Source organism: Streptomyces polygonati, from assembly GCF_042650325.1.
GTDB lineage: Bacteria > Actinomycetota > Actinomycetes > Streptomycetales > Streptomycetaceae > Actinacidiphila > Actinacidiphila polygonati.
In genome coordinates, this window is sequence record NZ_JBHSBB010000007.1 from 426,187 (window position 1) to 448,435 (window position 22,249).

The following is a 22,249-nucleotide window of genomic DNA, read 5'->3' on the forward strand; positions in this document are numbered from 1 at the left end:
ACATGGCCTGGTCTCGCCGTTCGTCCTGGTCGTGACCGGGTCGCCATGGAGGTCGCCCCGTCAGGTCAGTGCGTGCAGGCCGGGACCGAAGGCGATCAGCAGGGGCACGGCCGGGGCCATCATGGCCAGCGCCGTCACCCGCAGTCTGCGGCCCACGGTCAGCCGCGGCGCCGGGTCCAGCAGCCGGTTCACCCGGCCCGGCAGGGCGCCGAGCGGCACCGGCCCGGGCGCGAACACGCCGCGTTCCTCGTTGAGTTCCACCAGGGCCAGCGCGGTGGTCAGCCGGCCGAAGCGGCGGGAGGCGGTGTCGTCGGCGGCCAGTTCCACCAGGTGGTGCACCTGGTCGCGGAAGGCGGCGAAGACCGGCACCTGCGGGAAGCCGCCGGCCAGCGCGCCCGCGCAGTGCAGCAGCACATCGTGGCGGGCGCGGGCGTGGCCCTGCTCGTGCGCCAGCACCGCGTCGAGGCTGCGGCCCTTGAGCCGGCGCAGCGCCGCGGTGGTGATCACCAGCTGCGGCTGGGCGCCGGACAGCCACCACGCGTCGGTCCTGCCGTCCTCCAGGATGACCAGCCGCTCGCCGGGCGGTACGTCCTCGCCGGGCAACCGGGGGGCGCGGGCGCGTAGTTCGCCCCACCGCTGCCGGCGCCGGGCACGCGCGGCGCGTACTTCACGGGTGAGCATGGCGGCCGTCCACACCCCGCCGAGTGCCAGAGCGATGGCCAGCGTCCCGGACCATTTGCCGTACGACGGCAGCGCGTAGGCGTCCACGACGTCCTGCGGCGCGAAGGCGAAGAGATTCCCGCGGACGGCGGCCCAAGCCGCGGACGCGGTGAGCGCCATGGCCAGCGCGCAGCACAGCAGCACCGCGGCGACCACGCACTGCCAGACCCACAGGGCGAGCACCGGTTCGCGCTCCGGCCAGTCGGCACGGGAGAGCAGACGCGGCGCCGTCGCCGCCGCCAGTGCGCCGAGGACCAGCAGCACGAACGGGACCGTCATACGGATCACCCTAGGAGCCATGGTGATCTCCCCGCAGGACACCGGACCCGATGTGACGCATCACTCACAGGACGTGTCGGCGGACTCGGCGTGGCCGGTCGTCCCCGGACCGTCCCCCGGGCCGATCCGGCACCCCGGGGACCCGCTGGGCGGGGTCCGGCCCCCGGCAGCACCTCGCCCCGCCGGGGGCACGCGGAGCCGTACGGCCCGCCCACCACCGGACGGACGATCCGGACACCGTCGCGACCCACCACCCCGGAGGGAGTCACAGCACCAGCAGCATGGCCAGCATCCCGAGCGCCATCGAGACGCGGCAGGCCATCGCGACCTCCGGCGCGTTCCGCAGCCTCGGGGCGCCGGCGCCGGAAGGCCCCGGTATCGACAGGGACCGGGCGGGACCGGGGATCAGGGCCATGCCGGTCCGCAGCACGTAGCCCACGAAGTAGAGCAGCAGCACGCCGGTCAGCAGCGGGAGGCCCGCGCCGAGATGGGCGGCGTGCTCGGAGTTGCCCGGGCCGGCCGCGGCCAGCGCCACCGCCATGTAGACCATCGCCACCGAGCACACCGCGTGATGCGCCCGGTGCGGGGCCCGCCCGAGCAGCGAGTGCAGCCCGGCCAGCGCGAAGACCGCGGCCAGCACCGCGGCGCCCCACGGCCCGGGGTCGAAGACGGACATCGGTACCGCCATCACCGCCATCCCGGCGCCGGTCACCGCCTCCGCCCTGGCCTCGCGGCGCAGCAGGCAGGACCCGGCGACAGCGACGCCGAGCACCACGAGCAGCCATGCCACCAGCGGTGTTCCATGCACTGAGCCCACCCCCTTCGTACCCTTCCCGGCCCTTCCTACCACTCCCGGCGCCGCACCCCGCCAGGCGTCCGCCCCGGTGAGAGGCTGCCCGTCACGAACGGTGCACACCCGGGCGCGCGGGGTCACTGGGGGGAGTGCGCGTCCTCGCTCCGCACCCCCCGGCTCGTTTCCACGGGCCGGCCCGCTCCAGTGAGGGGCCGCGATCGGCTCGGTTAGCCTGTCCGGATGGACACAGCCGCCTCACCCACCTTCCGGCCCGCCACTCCCGAGGACGTCCCGGCGCTCGTCGCGCTGATCGAGTCCGCGTACCGGGGGGAATCCAGCCGGGCCGGCTGGACCACCGAGGCGGACATCCTGGAGGGTCAGCGAACCGACCCCGAGGATGTGCTCACCGTCATCACCAAGCCGGACAGCCGGTTGGTCGCGGTGGAGAGCGACGGCGAACTGGTCGCCTGCTGCCAGCTCGAACACCGGGGGGCGCACGCCTACTTCGGGATGTTCGCGGTGCGCCCCGCCCTGCAGGGCGCGGGCCTGGGCAAGGTGATCATCGCGGAGGCGGAGCGTTTCGCCGGCGAGGAGTGGGGCGTCGCCGAGATGCACATGACGGTGATCTCGGTCCGCGAGGACCTGATCGCCTGGTATGTGCGCCGCGGCTACGTCCGCAGCGGTCAGACGACTCCCTTCCCGTACGGGAACGAGCGGTTCGGGCTGCCGACGCGCGACGACCTGGAGTTCGAACTGCTCACCAAGAAGCTCGGCTGACCTTCCGCCCCGCCCGGCAGCGGCGCCCGCTCCCCTCCGGAGTCCGTTCAGGGCTCAGAGCCGTCCCGCCTCGGTGATCCGCCGCAGGAACTCCTGGGTACGCGGTTCGCGCGGCGCCCCGAACACCTCGGCGGGCGTGCCGCGTTCCAGGATCACCCCGGCGTCGAGGAAGCACACCTGGTCGGCGACCTCACGGGCGAAGGCCATCTCGTGGGTGGCGATCACCATCGTCATGCCCTGCTCCTTGAGGTCCCGCACCACGGCCAGCACCTCACCCACCAGCTCCGGGTCGAGCGCCGCGGTGATCTCGTCGAGCAGCAGCAGCCGCGGCTTGGTCGCCACCGCTCTGAGCAGCGCGACACGCTGCTGCTGGCCGCCGCTGAGCCGGTCCGGGTACTCGCCCGCGCGGTCGGCCAGCCCCAGCCGGGCCAGCAGTTCACGGGCCTCGCCCTCCGCGACCGCGCGCGGCACCCGGTGCACCCGCCGCGGCGCCAGCGTGATGTTGTCCAGCACTGTCATGTGCGGGAACAGGTTGTAGGCCTGGAACACCACGCCGATCCGGCGCCGTACCGCGTCCTGGTCGGTGCGCGGGTCGGTGATCTCGGCGCCGTCCAGGAAGACCGCTCCGTCGTCGATCTCCTCCAGCAGGTTCACACAGCGCAGCAGCGTCGACTTGCCCGAGCCGGAGGCGCCGATCAGGGCCGTCACGGTGTGCGCCGGCACATCGAGACCGATGTCCGCGAGCACCACCGAGGAGCCGTATGTCTTGCGGACCGCCGAGAGCCGCAGCACCGGCTCCGCGGCGGGGCCCGGGGCGCGAACCGGCTCCGGTCCGGGCTCCAGGCGGGAGCCGTCCTTCGGCAGCGGGTCCGCACTCATACGACGCCTCCCTGGGACTGCCGCCGGTTCATCCGCGCCGCCACCCAGTCGGTGAACCGCGTCATGGGGACGGTGATGGCCACGAAGATCAACCCCGAGACGACGTAGGGCGTGTAGTTGAAACTGCGGCTGGCGATGATCTGCGCCGCGTAGACCGCGTCCACCGCGCCGCCGATGGACACCAGACCGGTGTCCTTCTGCAGCGACACAAGATCGTTGAGCAGCGCCGGCACCACCCGCCGCACGGCCTGCGGCAGCACCACGTACCGCATGGTCCGCGCGCCGCTCAGACCGAGCGAGCGGGCCGCCGCGCGCTGACTGGGGTGGACGCTCTCGATCCCGGCCCTGAACACCTCGGCGACATACGCGGTGTAGGTCAGGCACAGCGCGAAACCGCCCAGCAGTACGGGGTCGTTGGTGACCCCGCTCAGCCGCAGCGCGGGGATGCCGAACACGCTGATCAGGATGCAGATGATCAGCGGCAGACCGCGGAAGAAGTCCACATAGGCGGTGGCCAGCGCGCGCACCGGGAAGAAGACCGGGCCGCGGAGCGTGCGCAGCATGGCCATCAGCAGCCCGGCGACCAGCACCACCGCGCCGCACACCGCCAGCAGCCGCAGATTGAGCCACAGCCCTTCCATGACCTTCGGGAAGGCCAGGCGCGCGTAGTGGGCGCTGAAGAAGGTCTCCCTGGTGCGCTGCCAGCCCGGTGAGCTGACGATCAGTTCGTACAGGGCGAACGCCGTCACCGCGGTGCTGACCGCGGCGATCGCGAAGGACCGCCTGGTGCGGGCCCGCCGGTAGCGTTCCCGCTCGATCCGCCGCGCCGACGGCCGGTACGCCTCCGGCGGCGCGGCCTCGTCCCGCACGGTCACTTGAGCACCGGCGCGTCGACCGCGTCGGACAGCCACCGCTTGTCCAGTGCGGCGAGCGTGCCGTCGGCGCGCAGGCCGGTGACGGCCCGGGAGACGCACGACGTCAGTTCGCTGCCCTTGTCCAGCACGAGTCCGAACTGCTCGGGCGCGCCGCCCGTGTCGTCGAACTGCCCGATCACCTTGGCGTCGGTGACTTCGGCGCCGGTGATGTAGAACGCGGTCGGCAGGTCCACCACGATCCCGTCGACCTGACCGTTCTTCAGCGCGGCCACCGCCAGGTCGTTGCGCTGGTAGACGGCCGGCTGCTTGCTCGGCCGGACCGTGCCGGTGATGGCGTCCAGACTCGTCGTGCCCACCTGAGCGCCCAGTTTGGCGTCCTTCAGGTCCGCCAGCGAGTGCGCGTCCGCGATCTTCGACCCCTTGCGGGCGACGACCGCCTGCCGGACGTCGTAGTAGCCGGGGGAGAAGTCGACGGCCTTCTTCCGGTCGGCGTTGATCGAGACCTGGTCGAGGTCGAAGTCGAAGTCCTTCACGCCGGGGGAGAAGGCGCTGTTGAAGGGGACGGTCTGCCAGACCACGCGGTCCGGCGGGTAGCCGAGCCGTTCGGCGACCGCGTAGGCGACGGCCGACTCGTAGCCCTTGCCGTTGGACGGGTCGTCGTCGGAGAACCAGGGGTCGTAGGCGGGCTTGTCGGTGCCGATGGTGAGCTTGCCGGGGGAGTGGGTGGCGAGCGCGCCGGGGGCGCAGGCGGCGGCCGACGGCGAGCCGGAGCCGGCCGCTGACGACGAGGGAGGCGACGAGGGGGCCGAGGACTGCGTGTCGTCGTCCTGCGGCGCGCAGCCGGTCAGGGCGAGGGCGAACAGGGCGGCGGCGGCCAGGGCGGCGCGGCTCGGGGACAGCGGGATCGCGGGAGGCATGGCGGGACCTTGGCACCGCCCGGCCGGATTTGTCCACGCCATTGCCGCCGGAGTCCGGATGCCGGACCTTTGTGTCCGCGGTGTTGCGTGCGGCCGGGCGCCGTGCGGGGCGGCGTGTACGGGCGGTGCTACGCGGCCGGTTCGGCCGGCAGGTCGGTGGCGGCGCCGTCCAGCCCGAGCGCGCGGGCCACCGCCCAGTCCTGCGCGGTGTTGACGGTCCAGGCCATCACCTTGATCCCGGCGTCGTGGCAGCGGCGGACCGTGTCGAGGTTGAGCCGGCGGATGTCGAGGCTGACCAGCCGGGCGCCTACCACCTGGGCGCGCGGCACGATGTGCGGTCCCAGCTCCTCGGCGACCAGCACGGTGGCGACCTCGGGCAGCAGCGCGTGGATCTCGGCGAGCGCCTTGTCGTGGAACGAGAGCACGCTGACCCGGCCGGTCGCGCCGCGCTCGAGCAGGACCCCGGCCAGCACCCGCGCCGCGGCCACGTCCTTGATCTCGGCCTGGATGGGCACGCCCACCGCGTCCAGCACCTCCTCGAACACCGGCACCCGCTCGCCGAAGCCGGCGTCGAGACCGCGGATCTCGTCCAGGGTGAGGTCGCGGATGAGGCCGGCGCCGTCGGTGGTGCGGTCCACCTCGGCGTCGTGCATGACGATCAGGGCGCCGTCCTTGCTCAGGTGCAGATCGAGTTCGACCTGGTCGTGGCCCGCCTGCTCGGCGCGGCGGAAGGAACGCAGGGTGTTCTCCGGCTCGACGCCCATGACTCCGCGGTGACCGACGGTGAGGAAGTTCATCCCCGCACCCTAGCGAGCGGAGGCGACCGCGGGCCGAACACTCCGTGACGAGCCGGCGTCCCGCCCGCCCGGCCCACTCGTTGCCGCCGAGCTGAGGGCCCATGCGTCAAACGCCGCCGGATGCAACTTTTAATGACCCATTCGGTAAACGGGCCGGAAAATCAGCGGCGAGGAGAGCATGCGGCGGGAGGATCGGCGTCTTGCCGTCTTGATGCGCTGCCTACGACCTGGATACGGTGTCTTGACGACAGGTTCTCTCGTGGAGGTGGGGTCATGACCGAAGTTCTTTCGCCGCGTGCGGTGGACGGGAGCAGTATGTCCGGCGCAGACGTCACCGGTCATCCCCAGTGGGCGGTGCTGAAGCAGGCCGTCGAAGCCATCAGGCCCTGGCAGCTCAAGGACGGCTCCATCGACTTCGACGCCGAGGACGCGCCCGGCCGGGACGACGCGGTCCGCACCGTCGGGCGGGTGATGGACGCGGTCGGACAACTGTCGCCGCTGCTCCCGCACGACGCCGCCTACCACCGGGCGCTGGTGGCCGATCTGCGCCGCTGGTCCGAGGGGGGCTTCGCCGTACCGGACTTCCTCGACTCGCTGCTGGCCTTCCAGCCCGCCGCGGACCGCCGGGACGGCCTCCAGCACCTGGTCGTGTTCCCGATGTACACCCAGAACGGCAACCCGGACCGCAATCTGGAAGCCGTCGTGCTGCGAGTGGTGTGGCCGCAGTGGCTCGCCGAGCTGGAGCGCACCCGCTACGACAACCAGCTCTTCGTACCGATCGCCTTCGAGGACTTCACCCCCGGCTACGACACCAACTCCGCGGTGCTCTTCCCGGAGACCGTCGCCGTCCGCGAGGCCCCCGAGCGCTGGACCTGGGGCGCCATCTTCTGCGACCGCGAGGCGGCCCGCTTCCGTGCCGTGACCGCCGCCGCGGTCGGCACCCTGGGCCTCGACCTGCCCGCGGGGGCCGCCCGGCTGGTCGAGGACCAGGAGCTGGCCGAGCAGACCTTCGTACTCTGGGACATGATCCACGACCGCACCCACAGCCACGGCGACCTGCCGTTCGACCCGTTCATGATCAAGCAGCGGGCGCCGTTCTGGATGTACGGCCTGGAGGAGCTGCGCTGCGACCTGACCTCCTTCCGGGAGGCCGTCACGCTGGAGGCCGAAGGCCACCCGATGGGCCTGGGCGTGCAGTACGCCATCCTGTTCGACCGGCTCTTCCGCTTCCCGGTCACCGGCGCCAGGACCCGCAACTACGACGGGCTCGGCGGCCAGCTGCTCTTCGCCTACCTCCACAAACACGACGCCGTGCGCTGGACCGACAACACGCTGCGCATCGACTGGGAGCGCGCGCCGCGGATCACCAACCAGCTCTGCTCCGAGATCGAGACGCTCTACCGGGACGGCATCGACCGCCCCAAGCTGGTGCACTGGTTCGCCGCCTACGACCTGGTCGCGAAGTACCTCTCCCCGCATCCCGGCTCGGTCTGGGCCAAGGGCCCGGACGCCCTGGACCTGACACTGCCGCCGCGCAAACTGGTGGACGACGTGCTGCCGGACGAGTTTCCCCTCAGCATGTTCTACGAGGCACTTGCGAAGAAGCTCCGCGAGGTGATCGCCTCGACCAAGGGCATCACCGGCGAGAGCGCGCTGCGGAGCGCCGCGTGACCGGAGCGGGCGAGGAGGCGGAGATGACGACCGACACATACAGCGGTGGTCTGGACGGTGCGGTGATCGCGGTGGCGGGCGCCGGCGGGCCGGCGGGACGGGCCGTCCTGCAGCGGCTGGCGCGCGCGGGCGGGCATGTGATCGCCGCCGACGCCGATCCGGAACGGCTCGCCGAGTCGGTGGACGCGGCGCGCTACGACGCCGGCGGCGCGGACATCACCGGTGAGATCGTGGATCTGCTGGACCTGGAGGCCACCGAGGACTGGGCCGGCCGGATCGAGAAGGACCAGGGCCGGGTCGACGGCCTGGTGCACCTGGTGGGCGGCTGGCGCGGATCCGCGTCCTTCCCCGAGACGGACCTCGCCGACTGGGACGTGCTGCACGATCTGCTGATCAGGACCGTCCAGCACACCTCGCTCGCCTTCCACGACGGCCTGATGCGCAGTGCCGGCGGCCGCTATGTGCTGATCAGCGCGGCCGGCGCCAGCACCCCCACGGCGGGCAACGCCGCCTACTCCGCGGCCAAGGCCGCCGCCGAGGCCTGGACCCTGGCCCTGGGCGACTCCTTCAGCAAACTCAGCGGTGACCAGGGCCCCACCGCGGCGGCCACCGTACTGGTGATCAAGGCGCTGGTGCACGATGAGCTGCGGGCCCAGCGCCCGAACGCCAAATTCACCGGCTTCACCGATGTCCACGACCTGGCCGAGGCCATCGCGGACATCTGGAACCGGAGCCCTACGGAAGTGAACGGGACCCGACAGTGGCTGACGCCCCGACCCTGACCGAGCAGCTCACCCCGGACGCCGTACGGCGTCACGATCCGCAGGTCCGCGGATTCGCCAGTGACAACTACGCGGGGGTCCACCCCGAGATCCTCACCGCCCTCGCCCTCGCCAACGGCGGCCACCAGGTCTCCTACGGCGAGGACGCCTACACCGCCCATCTCCAGGAGGTCTTCCGAAGCCACTTCGGCCCCGCCGCCGAGGTCTTCCCGGTCTTCAACGGCACCGGCGCCAACGTCATCTCCCTCCAGGCCGTCACCGAGCGCTTCGGCGGCGTGATCTGTGCCGAGTCCGCGCACATCAACACCGACGAGTGCGGCGCCCCCGAGCGGGTCGGCGGCCTGAAGCTGCTCACCGTACCCACCCCGGACGGCAAGCTCACCCCCGAGCTGATCGACCGGCAGGCGTTCGGCTTCACCGACGAGCACCGGGCGCAGCCGCAGGTCGTCTCGATCACCCAGACCACCGAACTCGGCACCTGCTACACGCCCGAGGAGATCAAGGCGATCTGCGACCACGCCCATGAGCTGGGCATGGCGGTGCACCTGGACGGCGCCCGGATCGCCAACGCCGCCGCTTTCCTGGACGTGCCGCCGGCCCGCTTCACCACCGAGGCGGGCGTGGACATCCTGTCCTTCGGCGGTACGAAGAACGGACTGCTGTTCGGCGAGTGCGTGGTCGTACTCAGTCCGGAACGCGTAGGCGCCCTGCCGTATCTGCGCAAGGGCACCATGCAGCTGGCCTCCAAGATGCGCTTCGTCTCGGTGCAGTTCGAGGCGCTGCTCTCCGGCGACCTGTGGCTGCGCAGCGCCCGCCACGCCAACGCGATGGCCCGCCGCCTGGATCAGGCGGTGCGGCGGATCGAGGGGGTCGAGGTGCTGCGGCCGGTACAGTCCAACGCGGTCTTCGCGGTGCTGCCGCGCGAGGTCGGCGAGCGGCTGCGGAAGCGCTTCCGCTTCTACTTCTGGGACGAGTCCACCGGCGAGGTGCGCTGGATGTGCGCCTTCGACACCACCGAGCAGGATGTCGACGCCTTCGCGGCGGCGATCATCGAGGAACTCGCCGCCAGCTGAATAGATATACGATAGACCGTAAATGAATTGAACGGAGGGTCGGTGGCTCTCTAGGGTCGGCGTCATGGAACCGATCCCGGAGACCACCGACCTTTCCCGCTATCTGGCCGCCGACGAGGCCATCGACCACCACCATCCGCTGGTCCGGCGGACCGCCGCCCAACTGAGGATCGGCAGGTCCGGACCGTATGAGTATGCGGAGGCGGCCTTCGGCTACGTCCGCGACACCATCCCGCACTCCGCCGACTCCGGCGACCGCCGGGTCACCTGGCGGGCCTCCGACGTGCTGGAGCGGCGCACCGGCATCTGCCACGCCAAGGCGCACGCGCTGACCGCGCTGCTGCGGGCCCAGGGCATCCCGGCCGGACTGTGCTACCAGCGGTTCGAGGTGCTGCACGGGCTGATCGCCCTGCTGCTGCCGGGCCGCGTCCGCTGGTCGCGACTCGATCCGCGCGGCAACAAGCCCGGCGTCGACGCGCGCTTCTCGCTCGACGAGGAGCGGCTGGCCTGGCCGGTCCGTCCGGAACTCGGCGAACAGGACCACTGGGTGGTCCACGCGGCGCCGCTGCCCTCCGTGCTGACCGCGCTGAGGGGCGCGGCCGACCGCGACGCGCTGGTGCTGCCCGGCGAACTGCCCTGAGAAGGTGCCGCTGGACGCGCCGGACGACCCGGACGCCGCGGCTCAGGCCGTGGTGACCCGCTTCAGCAGCAGGTACATCTCGCAGCCGAGGCAGTACGCGAAGGCCGCGTTGAGAAAGGCGGCAGCCAGGGCGCAGGCGGTGGCGGCCGTACCCAGCCACTGCGGGCCCGCGAGGTAGCCGATCACGCCGACCGCGGAGAACACCAGTCCCACGGTCTGCGCGAAGCGCGGCGGCGCGGCGTCCTCGGTGGCCGGCGCCGGTCCGATCCTGGGCCGGACGAGAGTGCGGAACACCCAGCCGTAGGGCGAGTTCTGCACACCGGCGGCGGCGCCGACGGCGAAGAACGCCGCCTGTACGGCCAGCAGCCAGCCGCTGCCCGTGATCAGCGCGACCGCCAGCACCACGGTGGTGAGGGCGGCACCGAAACGGGGTCCTCGGACATCGATCTCCATGGCTGGAATCATCGCGCAGGCCGGAGTCCGCGGGCCCGCGGGAATCATTGCGGTCGCATGAACGCTGCAATCGATCACGTATGTCGCACACACTGAACAGAGACAGAACACACTCGGGGCAAGCCCGTCCGGCCGCGCGGTCGCCGGCCGGACCGACGGGAGAGGACGGCGGGAGACGGCGATGACAGGACTGATCGTGTGTCTGGCCGTGCTCGCCGCCGCGAGTGCCTACGGCGTCGTCCACCGGCGCAAGGACGGGAGAGTCCGGGTGCGGGCGAAGGACGGCGACGAGCGGCTGACCGCCGAGGATCTGGGCGGGCCGCTGGGGGAGCGGGCGACACTGGTGCAGTTCTCCAGCGCGTTCTGCGCGCCCTGCCGGGCCACCCGGCGGGTGCTGGACGAGGTCGCGGGCATGGTCCCGGGTGTCCGCCATGTGGAAGTGGACGCCGAGGCGCGGCTGGAACTCGTCCGGCGGCTGAACGTCCTCAAGACACCGACGGTACTGGTGCTCGACGCGGGCGGGGCGATCGTGCGCCGGGCGGCCGGTCAGCCGCGCCGCGCGGATGTGATCGCGGCTCTGGGCGCCGCCGTCGAACCGGTGTGACGCCGAAGACGCCGGCGCGGGCGATGTGACGGTCATTTCATCTGGTGGGAGGCCTCTTGACGAGACGCACCGTGAATCGTCAGTCTGACGTTATGTCCCTTGACCCCATGCTGCACACGCGAGCCGACGTCGACTTCGGGCGTCACTCCAGCGCGCGCTGTCGGGTCCGCTGAGCGTCTTCGACCCGCCCACCGCAGGCCCGCTCGCCCCATAAGGACGTCACGTGACCGCCACGATCGACCTGGGCTCCGCCCATGACCAGGCCGGGGAACCCGGCTTCGACCCCGCGCTCTTCCGCTCCGTCTTCCGACGGCACGCGGCGGGCGTGGCCGTGATCACCGCGATGAGCGCCACCGGACCGGTCGGCTTCACCGCCACCTCGCTGACCTCGGTCGCCGCCGAGCCGCCGCTGCTCTCCTTCGGCATCAGCGTCGGCTCCTCCTGCTGGCCCACCGTCGCCGACGCCTCCTACGTCGGTGTGCACATACTCGGCGAGCACCAGGAGGCGCTGGCCGCCGTCTTCGCCCGCAGCGGCGCCGACCGCTTCGGACCGCACACCGTCTGGTCGCCCGGACCCTTCGGCGTTCCGCTGCTCGACAGCGTCTCGGCCTGGCTGGTCTGCCGTACGGAGGCCATGGTGCCGGCCGGCGACCACCGGCTGGTGATCGCCCGGGCGGTGGCCGGCGACCCGAACGGTCCCGGCGGCCCGCTGCTCTACCACGAGGGCGGCTTCCACCGGCTGCCGAGCTGACCGGCCGTCCCTCGGGTTCGGCGCCCGCGCCCGGGGGAAGGCAGTCGGACAGGTCACACCGCGAGAACCTTGCGGTTGGGGCGAGACCTCGGTGTACTGACGAGTAATATATCGGTCGGGGCAGTTGCCGTGCCCCGGCCGGGGGCTGCCCCCACCGGCGCCTATGCTGCCGTTACGGGGCGAGGTACGGACTCTCCGGTCTTCCGGGACCGGGCGGGCGGCCCGTGTCCGGGGGCAGTTCACGAAGACGTGCAGGACGAAGCAGTAGGAGAGCAGGCGTGAGCTTGAGGATCGTAGTCGCAGTGAAGTATGTGCCCGACGCCACGGGTGACCGTCACTTCGCCGAAGACCTGACCACCGACCGCGACGCGGTCGACGGCCTGCTGTCGGAGCTGGACGAGTACGCGGTGGAGCAGGCGCTGCAGATCGCCGAGGCCGCCGACGACGCCGAGGTCACCGCGCTCACGGTGGGCCCGTCGGACGCCAGGGGCGCGGTGCTCAAGGCACTCCAGATGGGCGTCGCCAAGGGTGTCCACGTCGAGGACGACGCGCTGCACGGCACCGATGTCATCGGCACGTCGCTGGTGCTCGCCAAGGCGATCGAGCACATCGGCTACGACCTGGTCGTGACCGGGATGGCCTCGACCGACGGCACCATGGGTGTACTGCCCGCGCTGCTCGCCGAGCGGCTGGGCGTCCCGCAGGTCACCCTGCTCTCCGAGGTCTCGGTGGCCGGCGGCAAGGTCACCGGCCGGCGCGACGGGGACGTGGCCAGCGAGCAGCTGGAGGCCTCGCTGCCCGCGCTGGTCTCGGTCACCGACCAGTCCGGCGAGGCCCGCTACCCGTCCTTCAAGGGCATCATGGCCGCGAAGAAGAAGCCGCTGGAGTCGCTGGACCTGTCCGACCTGGGCATCGACCCGGCCGAGGTCGGCCTCGGCGGCTCCTGGACCGCCGTGGAGGACGCCACCGCGCGCCCGCCGCGCACCGCGGGCACGATCGTCAAGGACGAGGGCGAGGGCGGCAAGCAGCTCGCGGAGTTCCTGGCGGCGCAGAAGTTCATCTGACGCGCCGTCCGGCCGCGTACAAGCCCCACCGGCCGCGTCCGGTCCCGCCGCCCCGTCCCCTTCGCCGGGACGGCCGGCGGCCACCCGGTCCGCGACCCGCCCCCGTCCCGCAGACCTTTCGCAGGAGTGCATTCCCATGGCTGAAGTCCTCGTCTACGTCGACCACGCGGACGGTGTCGTCCGCAAGCCGACCCTCGAACTGCTCACCCTGGCCCGCCGTATCGGCGAGCCGGTCGCCGTCCACCTCGGTCCCGGCGCCGACACCGCCGCGCCGGTGCTCGCCGAGCACGGCGCGGTCAAGGTGCTCACCGCCGACGCGCCCGAGTTCGCCGACTACCTGGTCGTACCGAAGGTCGACGCCCTGGAGGCCGCCGCGAAGGCGTCCTCCCCGGTCGCCGTGCTGGTGCCGTCCTCCGCCGAGGGCAAGGAGATCGCCGCCCGCCTGGCGCTGCGGCTCGGCTCCGGCATCATCACCGACGCCGTGGACGTGGCGGCCGGCGACCAGGGCCCGGTCGTCACCCAGTCGGTGTTCGCCGCCGCCTTCACCACCAGGTCACGGGTCAGCAAGGGCGTCGCGGTGATCACCGTCAAGCCCAACTCGGCTCCGGTCGAGGCGGCCCCGGCGGCCGGTACCGTCGAACAGCTCACCGTGACCTTCGGCGAACTGGCCACCGGCACCAAGGTCGTGCGGCGCACCGAGCGCAAGGCCAGCGGGCGCCCGGAGCTGACCGAGGCCGCGATCGTGGTCTCCGGCGGCCGGGGCGTCAACAGCGCCGAGAACTTCTCGGTCATCGAGCAGCTGGCCGACTCCCTCGGCGCGGCGGTCGGCGCCTCCCGCGCCGCGGTGGACGCCGGGTGGTACCCGCACAGCAACCAGGTCGGCCAGACCGGCAAGTCGGTGTCGCCGCAGCTCTACATCGCCAACGGCATCTCGGGCGCGATCCAGCACCGGGCCGGTATGCAGACCTCGAAGACCATCGTGGCCGTCAACAAGGACGCCGAGGCCCCGATCTTCGACCTCGTCGACTACGGCGTGGTCGGCGACCTGTTCAAGGTCGTCCCGCAGCTCACCGAGGAGGTCAAGGCCCGCAAGGGCTGACCCCCGCACCCCGGCACGGCCCCCGCACGCCCCACCGGGCGGGCGGGGGCCGTCGTCGTCCTCCCGGCGCCGGAACTCGGGGGTCTTCGACGGCGGCCGGCGGCTCGGCCGGGCCCCATGGTCGCCCTGTTGACCCGCGCGGGCCGCCCGGCTAATTTCGCTTCAACGTTCTGTTGAAGCGAGAGGGTGCTGATGGCGGCCGTGACGACACTGGCAGACGCGGTACGCACCCTGATCGGCGCCGAACTCGCCGCCACCGACGCCGAACTCGCCCGCCGCTACCCCGGCGACCCCGGTACCCGCCAGCCCGTGCACACCGTCTACGTCCCCGCCGACGCCTTCTCCGCCGGGACCGTACGCGCGTGGGGGGACCAGGCGCTGGCCGCGCTCGACACCCACGCCCCGGACGCCGCCGCGCTCGCCGCCGTGCTGGAGCTGCCCGCGGGCCTCGCCGCCGAGGTGTACGACCGGGTGCGGGCCAAACTGCGCCGCGAGCCGGTCGAGGATCTGCGGATCGACTTCGAGGACGGCTACGGGCCCCGTCCGGACGCCGAGGAGGACGCCGCCGCGCTCGCCGCCGCCCGTACCGTGACGGCGACGGTCGCCGACGGGACGGCGCCGCCCCGCATCGGCATCCGGATGAAGTGCATGGAGGCCGCCGTACGCGACCGCGGCATCCGCACCCTGGACCTCTTCCTGACCGCGCTGCTCGACGGCGGCGGCCTGCCGGCCGGGCTGACGCTGACGCTGCCCAAGGTCACCTTCCCCGCGCAGGTGACGGCGATGGTCCGGCTGTGCGAGGAGTTCGAGCGGGCCGCCGGGCTGCCGGCCGGCCGGATCGGCTTCGAGATCCAGATCGAGACCACCCAGGCGATCCTCGGCCCGGACGGGCTCGGCACCGTGCCCCGGCTGATCGACGCCGCCGCCGGCCGCGCCACCGGGCTGCACTACGGCACCTTCGACTACAGCGCGGCCTGCGGGATCGGCGCGGCCTACCAGTCCCTGGACCACCCGGCCGCCGACCACGCCAAGGCCGTCATGCAGGTGGCCGCCGCCGGCACCGGGGTACGGCTCAGCGACGGGTCGACCAATGTGCTGCCGGTCGGCCCGACCGACCGGGTGCACGACGCCTGGCGGCTGCACTACGGCCTGGTCCGCCGGTCGCTGGCCCGCGCCTACTACCAGGGCTGGGACATGCACCCGGCCCAGTTGCCGACGCGCTACGCCGCCACCTACGCCTTCTACCGGGAAGGACTGGACGCCGCCGCGGCCCGGCTGGCCGGCTACCTGGCGAGGGCCGGCGGCGAGGTGATGGACGAGCCCGCCACCGCCCGCGCGCTCAGCGGTTATCTGGTGCGGGGGCTGGACTGCGGCGCGGTGGACCCGGCGGAGGTGACGGAGCGGACCGGCCTGACCCGGCAGGAGCTGGACGCGCTGGCTCGGCCGACCGGGAGATAGCGGGTGCGGGCGGGGCGGGTCCGCGGGGGCGTCCCGGCCGACACGACGGGCGCGGTCTCAGGAGGGCGGGATCTCGCCGGAGCCGCGCGGGATCAGGCGGGCCGGGAGCTCGATCCGGGTCGGCTCGTCGGAGACGATGCCGTCGAGCCGGCGGAAGAGCAGCTGGGCGGCGCTGCGGCCGATGCCGGGCGCGTCCTGGGCCACCACGGTCACCGGGGGGTTGAGCAGATCGGCGAGTTCGAAGTCGTCGAAGCCCACGAGCGCGACCGGGCGGGACAGACCGGACAGCACCCGTACCGCGGTGACGGTGACCCGGTTGTTGCCGGCGAAGAGCGCGGTCACCCGCTCGGGCCCGGACAGCATCACATCCAGCGCGGCCCTGACCCGCTCCGGGGCGGTCGGCCCCATCGTCCACCACTCGGGCCGCACCGGCAGCCCCGCGTCCTCCATCGCCTCGTGGTAGCCGCGCAGCCGCTCCGCCGCGGTGTGGATGCCCTGCTGGTCGCCGATGAAGCCGATCCTGCGGTGGCCGTGGGCGATCAGATGCGCCACGCCCTCCCGGGTGCCGCCCGCGTTGTCGGTGAGCACCACGTCGGCGTCCAGTGCGCCAGCCGGCCGGTCCACGAAGACGGTGGCCACGCCCGCCTCGATCTCCGAGCTCAGATAGCGGTGGTCGTCCGAGGCCGGCACCACCACCAGGCCGTCCACCCGGCGGGCGCAGAAGGCCAGCACCAACTCCTTCTCGCGCCGCGGGTCCTCGGCGCTGGACCCGGTGAACAGCAGTGCCCCGTGCGCCCGGGCGACATCCTCCACCGCGCGGCTCAGCGACGCGTAGAAGGGGTCCGCGAGATCCTCCAGCACCAGCCCGACGCTGGCGGTGCGCCGGGTCCGCAGCAGCCGCGCGCTGTCGTTGCGCCGGAAGCCCAGCGCGTCGATCGCGGCCTGCACCCGGGCCACCGTGTCGGGTGTGACGCCCGCTTCCTCGTTGACCACGCGGGAGACCGTCTTGAGGCCTACGCCCGCTCTGGCGGCGACATCCTTCATGGTGGGCCGGGGTGTACGGCCAGGAGTGTGGGTCACCGTCGTAGTATTCCCTGCGGCAAGAGATGGACAACGTTGTCAGAGCTAAGCGAGACTACCCCCGGGACCGCTTTCGCGGAACCCCGCGGACGAAAGCCGCCCCGTGGCGGCGCCCATGCCCCGACGGGCCTCGGCGAACGACCGGCAACGCCGACACCAACGACCGACATCAACGACACGACGACACGACGACAACGTGGCGAACGACAAGAGGGAGACCCCCGAGCGATGCACCCCTTCGGCGCGACCGGTCCACTCGTGGCCGCACTGGACATCGGCGGTACGAAGATCGCCGGGGCGCTCGTGGACGCGGACGGGCAACTGGTGTCCCGGGCCCGGCGGCCGACCCCCGCCGGGGAGGACGGCGAGACGGTCATGCGGGCGGTCGCCGAGGTGGTGGCCGAACTGCGGGCCGATCCCCGGTGGCCGGCGGCGGTCGCGGTCGGCATCGGCAGCGCCGGCCCGGTGGACGCGGCCCATGGCACGGTCAGCCCGGTCAACGTGCCCGGCTGGCGTGACTTCCCGCTCGTGCCCCGGGTCGCCGAGGCGGCCGGCGGCGGCCTCCCCGTCGTGCTCACCGGCGACGGGGTGGCGATGACCGCGGCCGAGCACTGGCAGGGCGCGGCCCGCGGCTACGACAACGCGCTGTGCATGGTCGTCTCCACCGGCGTGGGCGGCGGCCTGGTGCTGGGCGGCACGCTGCTGCCCGGCCCCACCGGCAACGCCGGCCATATCGGGCACATCAGCGTGGACCTCGACGGCGACCTGTGCCCCTGCGGGTCGCGCGGCTGCGTCGAACGGATCGCCAGCGGGCCCAACATCGCCCGCCGCGCCGTCGATTCCGGCTGGCGGCCCCCCGCGGGTACTTTCCCGACAGCCGCCGCCGTCGCCACCTCGGCCCGCGCCGGCGACCCGCTCGCCCTCGCCTCCTTCGACCGCGCCGCCCAGGCCCTCGCGGCCGGTATCGCGGCCACCGCGACCCTCGTCGAGATCCATGTCGCCGTCATCGGCGGCGGCGTCGCCAACGCGGGCCCCCTGCTCTTCGACCCACTGCGGGAGCACCTCACCCGCTACGCGACCCTCTCCTTCGCGGCCGGCGTCGAAGTCGTCCCCGCGAAACTCGGCACGGACGCGGGCCTGGTGGGCGCGGCGGCAGCCGCGGGGCACGCGCTGCGACTGGAGTCGTTCACGTCGGTGGGGTAGGCCCGGCCGGCCGGGGTTCCGGGGGCTCCGCACCGGAGCCCGTCCCACCGGCGCCCCGCGCTCCGGCGCGGCCCGACCTGCTCGCCTCCCCGGTCCGTCCGCCCGCCACCCGGCGGGCGGCGGCCCGGCGGGGGCCCGCGTCGGCCGCTCCCCTCCGCCCCGCCGTCCCCTGGGCGCGCCGCCGGCCGGGCCCCGGGCAGGTCGGCGGCGGCGCCGGGTGGGTCGGCGCGTTTGCCGGGGTCGATGATCCGGGCAATTCGTAGGGGTCTACGGAGAAGGGGGCACCGTGATCATCTGGGTGAACGGGGCGTTCGGCGCGGGCAAGACCGACGCGGCACGCGAAATGCTTGACCTGATACCGGCAAGCACCCTGTACGAGCCCGAGGTCCTCGGCGGCTGTCTACGCCATCTGCTGCCCGAGAAACAGCTCCAGGAAGTCACCGAATACCAGCAACTCCCCATCTGGCGCCGCATGGTGGTGGAGACCGCGGCGGCGCTGCTGAACGAGGTGGGCGGGGTGCTGATCACCCCGATGACCCTGCTGCGGCAGGACCACCGCGACGAGATCTTCGGCGCCCTGGCCGCCCGCGGCATCGAGGTCAGGCATGTGCTGCTGGAGCCAGGAGAAACGATCCTGCGGGAGCGGATCGAGGCCCGCCGCACGACTCCCGGCGACGCGCGGGCCGACGAGATCGCCCGTCGCTGGGCACTGGACCGGATCGCCGACTACCACCAGGCGCTGACCTGGCTGACACCGGACGCGTATGTACTGCCCACCGCCGGACTGACCGCCCGGCAGACCGCTGTGGCGGTGGCCGAGGCGGTCCGCCGCGGCGCGGGGGCCTGCGGCATCGTTCAGACCCCGGAGCCGCGCGCCGAGACCGTGGCCGCCGGGGTGCTGCTCTTCGACGAGGAGGACCGGGTGCTGCTCGTCGATCCCACCTACAAGCCCGGCTGGGAATTCCCCGGCGGCATCGTCGAGCGCGGTGAGTCGCCGGCCAGGGCCGGTCACCGCGAGGTGGCCGAAGAACTCGGCATCGAACTCGGCCGGAGTCTCGAACTCCTCGTGGTGGACTGGGAACCGCCCCAGCCGCCGGGCCACGGCGGCCTCCGGCTGATCTTCGACGGCGGCCGGCTGCCCGGCTCGGACATCGCCCGGCTGCTGCTGCCGGACGCCGAACTGCGCGGCTGGCGGTTCGTCACCGAGGACGAGGCGGCCGGCCTTCTGCCGCCCCTGCGGCTGGACCGCCTGCGCTGGGCCCTGCGGGCCCGCGAGCAGGGCCGCCCACTCAACCTCGAAGCGGGCCGGCCGGCCGGCTGATGCCCGACGCCCCCTGACCCGTCACCGCGTGCCGACCGCCGATCACCGACTTCCCGGCCGGGGCCGGGTGCCCACCACGGCCCGGCGGCCCCGGGCCGCACCAGTCCGCGTGCCGCCCGCTTCCGTGTCCGTCCGCCCCGCCCGTTCCCGCCGCCCGTTCCCGCCGACCGGGCGTCCGGCGACGGAAGCGGGCGGCACGGCCGGACGCCGGGGCCCGGTCGCGGCAGCCGCTCAGACGCCGAGGCCCGCGGACTGCGACACCGCGTAACGCCGCAGGAACAGCGCCTCGGTCAGCGACATCAGCTCGAACTCGCGCGGGGACAGGCTCTCGTTGACCGCGTGGATCTGGGCGTCCGGGCCGCTCAGCCCGACCAGCAGGATCTCCGCACGGGGGTAGAGGCCGGCCAGCGTGTTGCACAGCGGGATCGAGCCGCCCTGTCCGGCCACCGCCATGTCCTTGCCGTACGCCTCCCGCATCGCCTCGGCCATCGCCTCGTACGCCGGGCTGCTGGTGTCGGCCGCGAACGGCTGGCCGATGCCGTGCTGCTTCACCTCCACCCGGGCTCCCCAGGGCGCAGCCGACCTGAGGTGGGCGTTCAGCGCCTCGGCGGCCCGGTCGGCGTCGATGCCCGCCGGGACGCGCAGGCTGACCAGCGCGCCGGCCGTCGACTGCACGGAGGGGGTGGCGCCCACCACCGGCGGCGCGTCGATGCCGAGCACCGTCACCGACGGGCGGGCCCACAGCCGGTCTCCGACCGTGCCGGTACCCACGAGCTCCACCCCGGGCAGTACCTTCGCGTCGCGCCGGAAGTCCGACTCCTCATAGGTCAGCCCGGGCCACCGGCCGTCGCCGCTCAGCCCGTCTACGGTGGTCGCGCCGGTCTCGTCCCGCAGCGAGGACAGCATCCTGATCAGCGCGGCCAGCGCGTCGGGCGCCACTCCGCCGAACTGGCCGGAGTGCAGATTGCCCTCCAGCGTGCTGACCCGCACGTCCATCACCACCATGCCGCGCAGCGACGCGGTCACGGTGGGAAGCCCCATCCGGAAGTTCCCGGAGTCGCCGATCACGATGGTGTCCGCGTTCAGCAGTTCCGGGTGCTGCTCGGCATACCGCTGAAGACCGCCGGTGCCCTGCTCCTCGGAACCCTCCACGATCACCTTGACGCTGACCGGCAACCCGCCGTTGGCCTTGAGCGCCCGCAACGCGGTCAGGTGCATCAGCAGGCCGCCCTTGCAGTCCGCCGCACCGCGCCCGTACCAGCGGCCTTCGCGCTCGGTCAGCTCGAAAGGCGGCGACAGCCACCGCGACTCGTCCAGCGGCGGCTGCACGTCGTAATGCGCGTACAGCAGGACCGTCGGCGCGTCGGGCGGGCCCGGCAGGTAGCCGTACACCGACTGCGTGCCGTCGGGGGTGTCGAGCAGCGCCACGTCCCGGAAGTCTTCCCGGCGCAGGGCGTCCGCCACCCAGGCGGCGGCCTTCTCGCACTCACTCCTGGGGAACTGGCGCACATCGGCCACCGAGGCGAACGCCACCAGCTCGGCCAGCTCGGCCCGGGCACGGGGAATCAGCGACGCCACGGTGTCGGAGAGCGGAACGGAGGACATGAGGACTCCTAGCAGGGACGGGCGGAAATCTTGCGGCCGCGGGGCGCGTTGCCACCCGGGACGGCTCGCTGCCGATGGTGCCACAGCGAGCTGTCGGCGACAGGCGCAATAGGATGCGGCTGAACAGCGAAGACAGCCGAACGGGCCGAGCGGGAGCGGAAACACACGTGAGTGGTGAACAAGCGCAGGAAAACGGTGCGGGGGACGACGAGACCTCGTCGGTCTGGGATGTCGTGGTGATCGGCGCGGGCCCCGCCGGAGCCTCGGCCGCCCACGCGGCGGCGGTGACCGGCCGCCGGGTCCTGCTGCTGGAGAAGGCCGAGCTGCCCCGGTACAAGACATGCGGCGGTGGCATCATCGGCTACTCGCGGGACGCGCTGCCGCCGGGCTTCGAACTGCCGCTGCTCGACCGGGTGCACGCGGTCACCTTCAGCCTCAACGGCAGGCTGTCGCGCACCAAGCGCTCCCGGCAGATGCTCTTCGGGCTGATCAACCGGCCCGAGTTCGACGCCGGGCTGGTCGACGCGGCCCGCGCGGCCGGCGCCGAGGTGCGCACCGGGGCGACGGTGTCCCGGGTCGAGCAGCATGGACCCGGTGTGCCCGACCGCCGTACGGTCGCGGTGATAGTCAATTCCGACGGCAAGGGCGGTGAAGAGGTCGTCTATGCCCGGGCCGTGGTCGGCGCGGACGGCAGCGCGAGCCGGATAGGGGCCCACGTCGGCGTCAAGCTGGACCAGGTGGACCTCGGACTGGAATCCGAGATCCCGGTGCCCGCCTCCGTCGCCGAGGACTGGGCCGGACGGGTGCTCATCGACTGGGGGCCGCTGCCCGGCAGTTACGGCTGGGTCTTCCCCAAGGGGGACTCCCTCACCGTGGGCGTGATCTCGGCCCGCGGCGACGGCGGTGCCACCAAGCGCTATCTGGACGACTTCATCGCCCGGCTCGGCCTGGCGGGCTTCGAACCCAGCGTCTCCTCCGGCCACCTCACCCGCTGCCGCGCCGACGACTCCCCGCTGTCCCGCGGCCGGGTGCTGGTGTGCGGCGATGCCGCCGGGCTGCTCGAACCCTGGACCCGTGAGGGCATCTCCTACGCGCTGCGCTCCGGACGCCTCGCGGGGGAGTGGGCGGTGCGCATCGCCGAGTCCCACGACGCGGTGGACGCCCGCCGCCAGGCCCTGAACTACGCCTTCGCGGTGAAGGCCGGACTCGGCGTGGAGATGGGTGTCGGCCGCCGCATGCTCAGCTTGTTCGAACGGCGCCCCGGGCTGCTGCACGCCGCGCTCACCACCTTCCCGCCCGCCTGGCGCGCCTTCGCCGGCATCACCCGCGGCACCAGCTCGCTGGCCGAACTCGTCCGCACCCACCCGCTGGCCCGCCGGGCGCTGGGGACGGCCGACCGGTCCTGACC

The 22,249-nt window shown here is 72.8% G+C and carries 22 protein-coding genes; 13 read left to right on the forward strand and 9 right to left on the reverse strand.

Going from position 1 to position 22,249, the window contains the following annotated elements; genetic code table 11:
• Positions 1 to 60: 60 nt before the first annotated feature.
• Together ACFO3J_RS08195 and ACFO3J_RS08200 are read right to left on the reverse strand one after the other, a co-directional pair.
• Complete coding sequence (locus tag ACFO3J_RS08195) at positions 61 to 999, reverse strand: M56 family metallopeptidase (RefSeq protein ID WP_386427610.1); 939 nt, start codon at positions 997 to 999, stop codon at positions 61 to 63.
• Positions 1,000 to 1,264: 265 nt separating this feature from the next.
• Positions 1,265 to 1,789: a DUF5134 domain-containing protein gene (locus tag ACFO3J_RS08200; protein WP_386427612.1), complete on the reverse strand. Its 525-nt coding sequence runs from the start codon at positions 1,787 to 1,789 to the stop codon at positions 1,265 to 1,267.
• 243 nt (positions 1,790 to 2,032) lie between these two features.
• Between ACFO3J_RS08200 and ACFO3J_RS08205 the strand changes: the two genes are divergently transcribed.
• Positions 2,033 to 2,569, forward strand: a complete 537-nt coding sequence (locus ACFO3J_RS08205) for a GNAT family N-acetyltransferase (RefSeq protein ID WP_386427614.1) — start codon at positions 2,033 to 2,035, stop codon at positions 2,567 to 2,569.
• A gap of 54 nt (positions 2,570 to 2,623) precedes the next feature.
• Here ACFO3J_RS08205 and ACFO3J_RS08210 read toward each other — a convergent pair whose 3' ends face one another.
• The 4 genes from ACFO3J_RS08210 to ACFO3J_RS08225 form a co-directional block, all read right to left on the reverse strand.
• A complete protein-coding gene (locus ACFO3J_RS08210; RefSeq protein WP_386427616.1) occupies positions 2,624 to 3,448 on the reverse strand; it encodes an amino acid ABC transporter ATP-binding protein in 825 nt (274 codons plus the stop codon).
• The gene (locus ACFO3J_RS08215) at positions 3,445 to 4,323 is read right to left on the reverse strand and encodes an amino acid ABC transporter permease (protein ID WP_386427618.1); all 879 of its coding nucleotides are present in this window, start codon (positions 4,321 to 4,323) and stop codon (positions 3,445 to 3,447) included. Before ACFO3J_RS08215 ends, ACFO3J_RS08210 begins: the two co-directional genes overlap by 4 nt.
• The gene (locus ACFO3J_RS08220; RefSeq protein ID WP_386427620.1) at positions 4,320 to 5,240 is read right to left on the reverse strand and encodes an ABC transporter substrate-binding protein; all 921 of its coding nucleotides are present in this window, start codon (positions 5,238 to 5,240) and stop codon (positions 4,320 to 4,322) included. The genes ACFO3J_RS08215 and ACFO3J_RS08220 overlap by 4 nt, the downstream gene beginning before the upstream one ends.
• 128 nt (positions 5,241 to 5,368) lie before the next feature.
• Entirely contained in the window at positions 5,369 to 6,037 is a 669-nt protein-coding gene (locus tag ACFO3J_RS08225) for a glycerophosphodiester phosphodiesterase (protein ID WP_386427622.1), read from the reverse strand.
• Between the two features lie 273 nt (positions 6,038 to 6,310).
• Between ACFO3J_RS08225 and ACFO3J_RS08230 the strand changes: the two genes are divergently transcribed.
• From ACFO3J_RS08230 to ACFO3J_RS08245, 4 genes are all read left to right on the forward strand, one after another.
• Positions 6,311 to 7,708: a DUF6421 family protein gene (locus ACFO3J_RS08230; RefSeq protein ID WP_386427624.1), complete on the forward strand. Its 1,398-nt coding sequence runs from the start codon at positions 6,311 to 6,313 to the stop codon at positions 7,706 to 7,708.
• 23 nt (positions 7,709 to 7,731) lie between these two features.
• Positions 7,732 to 8,490 (forward strand): SDR family NAD(P)-dependent oxidoreductase, encoded by a 759-nt coding sequence (locus ACFO3J_RS08235; RefSeq protein WP_386427626.1) that lies wholly within the window; start codon positions 7,732 to 7,734, stop codon positions 8,488 to 8,490.
• A complete protein-coding gene (locus ACFO3J_RS08240; protein WP_386427628.1) occupies positions 8,469 to 9,563 on the forward strand; it encodes a threonine aldolase family protein in 1,095 nt (364 codons plus the stop codon). The genes ACFO3J_RS08235 and ACFO3J_RS08240 overlap by 22 nt, the downstream gene beginning before the upstream one ends.
• A gap of 64 nt (positions 9,564 to 9,627) precedes the next feature.
• Entirely contained in the window at positions 9,628 to 10,203 is a 576-nt protein-coding gene (locus ACFO3J_RS08245; RefSeq protein WP_386427629.1) for a transglutaminase-like domain-containing protein, read from the forward strand.
• Between the two features lie 42 nt (positions 10,204 to 10,245).
• Here the strand turns inward: ACFO3J_RS08245 and ACFO3J_RS08250 are convergent, their stop codons facing one another.
• Positions 10,246 to 10,656, reverse strand: coding sequence for a DUF4395 domain-containing protein (locus ACFO3J_RS08250; RefSeq protein WP_386427631.1), 411 nt, complete (start codon positions 10,654 to 10,656; stop codon positions 10,246 to 10,248).
• 181 nt (positions 10,657 to 10,837) lie between these two features.
• Between ACFO3J_RS08250 and ACFO3J_RS08255 the strand changes: the two genes are divergently transcribed.
• The 5 genes from ACFO3J_RS08255 (at position 10,838) to ACFO3J_RS08275 (ending at position 15,632) form a co-directional block, all read left to right on the forward strand.
• Positions 10,838 to 11,260: a TlpA family protein disulfide reductase gene (locus tag ACFO3J_RS08255; protein WP_386427633.1), complete on the forward strand. Its 423-nt coding sequence runs from the start codon at positions 10,838 to 10,840 to the stop codon at positions 11,258 to 11,260.
• A 223-nt stretch (positions 11,261 to 11,483) separates the two neighbouring features.
• The gene (locus ACFO3J_RS08260; RefSeq protein WP_386427635.1) at positions 11,484 to 12,011 is read left to right on the forward strand and encodes a flavin reductase family protein; all 528 of its coding nucleotides are present in this window, start codon (positions 11,484 to 11,486) and stop codon (positions 12,009 to 12,011) included.
• A gap of 278 nt (positions 12,012 to 12,289) precedes the next feature.
• Entirely contained in the window at positions 12,290 to 13,075 is a 786-nt protein-coding gene (locus tag ACFO3J_RS08265) for an electron transfer flavoprotein subunit beta/FixA family protein (protein WP_386427636.1), read from the forward strand.
• A 136-nt stretch (positions 13,076 to 13,211) separates the two neighbouring features.
• The gene (locus tag ACFO3J_RS08270) at positions 13,212 to 14,174 is read left to right on the forward strand and encodes an electron transfer flavoprotein subunit alpha/FixB family protein (RefSeq protein ID WP_386427638.1); all 963 of its coding nucleotides are present in this window, start codon (positions 13,212 to 13,214) and stop codon (positions 14,172 to 14,174) included.
• A gap of 201 nt (positions 14,175 to 14,375) precedes the next feature.
• A complete protein-coding gene (locus ACFO3J_RS08275; protein WP_386427640.1) occupies positions 14,376 to 15,632 on the forward strand; it encodes a DUF6986 family protein in 1,257 nt (418 codons plus the stop codon).
• Between the two features lie 57 nt (positions 15,633 to 15,689).
• On the opposite strand, the gene ACFO3J_RS08280 is transcribed toward ACFO3J_RS08275, so the two are convergent.
• A complete protein-coding gene (locus ACFO3J_RS08280; protein ID WP_386427813.1) occupies positions 15,690 to 16,676 on the reverse strand; it encodes a LacI family DNA-binding transcriptional regulator in 987 nt (328 codons plus the stop codon).
• Between the two features lie 264 nt (positions 16,677 to 16,940).
• On the opposite strand from ACFO3J_RS08280, the gene ACFO3J_RS08285 reads away from it, so the two are divergent.
• Entirely contained in the window at positions 16,941 to 17,915 is a 975-nt protein-coding gene (locus ACFO3J_RS08285) for an ROK family protein (RefSeq protein ID WP_386427642.1), read from the forward strand.
• Positions 17,916 to 18,201: 286 nt separating this feature from the next.
• Positions 18,202 to 19,236, forward strand: coding sequence for an NUDIX hydrolase (locus tag ACFO3J_RS08290; RefSeq protein WP_386427643.1), 1,035 nt, complete (start codon positions 18,202 to 18,204; stop codon positions 19,234 to 19,236).
• 231 nt (positions 19,237 to 19,467) lie between these two features.
• Here the strand turns inward: ACFO3J_RS08290 and ACFO3J_RS08295 are convergent, their stop codons facing one another.
• Entirely contained in the window at positions 19,468 to 20,841 is a 1,374-nt protein-coding gene (locus tag ACFO3J_RS08295) for a dipeptidase (protein WP_386427644.1), read from the reverse strand.
• 113 nt (positions 20,842 to 20,954) lie between these two features.
• Between ACFO3J_RS08295 and ACFO3J_RS08300 the strand changes: the two genes are divergently transcribed.
• Positions 20,955 to 22,247 carry a geranylgeranyl reductase family protein gene (locus ACFO3J_RS08300; RefSeq protein WP_386427646.1) on the forward strand — a complete coding sequence of 431 codons (1,293 nt, stop codon included), beginning with the start codon at positions 20,955 to 20,957 and terminating at the stop codon, positions 22,245 to 22,247.
• Positions 22,248 to 22,249: the final 2 nt, after the last annotated feature.